This is a genomic window from Escherichia sp. WS568 (genome assembly GCF_046486085.1).
In the GTDB taxonomy this organism is placed as follows: Bacteria; Pseudomonadota; Gammaproteobacteria; order Enterobacterales; family Enterobacteriaceae; genus Escherichia; species Escherichia coli.
In genome coordinates this window covers 1-946 of record NZ_JBJQMC010000069.1, presented here as the reverse complement: position 1 = coordinate 946, position 946 = coordinate 1, and the positions used below count along the sequence as shown (strand labels likewise).

The following is a 946-nucleotide window of genomic DNA, read 5'->3' as shown; positions in this document are numbered from 1 at the left end:
TCACCGAGGCAGTTCCATAGGATGGCAAGATCCTGGTATCGGTCTGCGATTCCGACTCGTCCAACATCAATACAACCTATTAATTTCCCCTCGTCAAAAATAAGGTTATCAAGTGAGAAATCACCATGAGTGACGACTGAATCCGGTGAGAATGGCAAAAGCTTATGCATTTCTTTCCAGACTTGTTCAACAGGCCAGCCATTACGCTCGTCATCAAAATCACTCGCATCAACCAAACCGTTATTCATTCGTGATTGCGCCTGAGCGAGACGAAATACGCGATCGCTGTTAAAAGGACAATTACTAACAGGAATCGAATGCAACCGGCGCAGGAACGCTGCCAGCGCATCAACAATATTTTCACCTGAATCAGGATATTCTTCTAATACCTGGAATGCTGTTTTCCCGGGGAGCGCAGTGGTGAGTAACCATGCATCATCAGGAGTACGGATAAAATGCTTGATGGTCGGAAGAGGCATAAATGCCGTCAGCCAGTTTAGTCTGACCATCTCATCTGTAACATCATTGGCAACGCTACCTTTGCCATGTTTCAGAAACAACTCTGGCGCATCGGGCTTCCCATACAATCGATAGATTGTCGCACCTGATTGCCCGACATTATCGCGAGCCCATTTATACCCATATAAATCAGCATCCAGGTTGGAATTTAATCGCGGCCTCGAGCAAGACGTTTCCCGTTGAATATGGCTCATAACACCCCTTGTATTACTGTTTATGTAAGCAGACAGTTTTATTGTTCATGATGATATATTTTTATCTTGTGCAATGTAACATCAGAGATTTTGAGACACAACGTGGATTTGTTGAATAAATCGGGCACTGTTGCAAAGTTAGCGATGAGGCAGCCTTTTGTCTTATTCAAAGGCCTTACATTTCAAAAACTCTGCTTACCAGGCGCATTTCGCCCAGGGGATCACCATAATAA

General features: G+C 44.4%; 1 protein-coding gene. It reads right to left on the bottom strand.

Annotation, left to right across the window (positions count from 1 at the left end; genetic code table 11):
- Positions 1 to 713, bottom strand: a 713-nt coding sequence (locus ACJHWR_RS25225) for an APH(3')-I family aminoglycoside O-phosphotransferase (RefSeq protein WP_129950464.1), incomplete at its 3' end; no start/stop codon positions are given.
- Between the last annotated feature and the right edge of the window lie 233 nt (positions 714 to 946).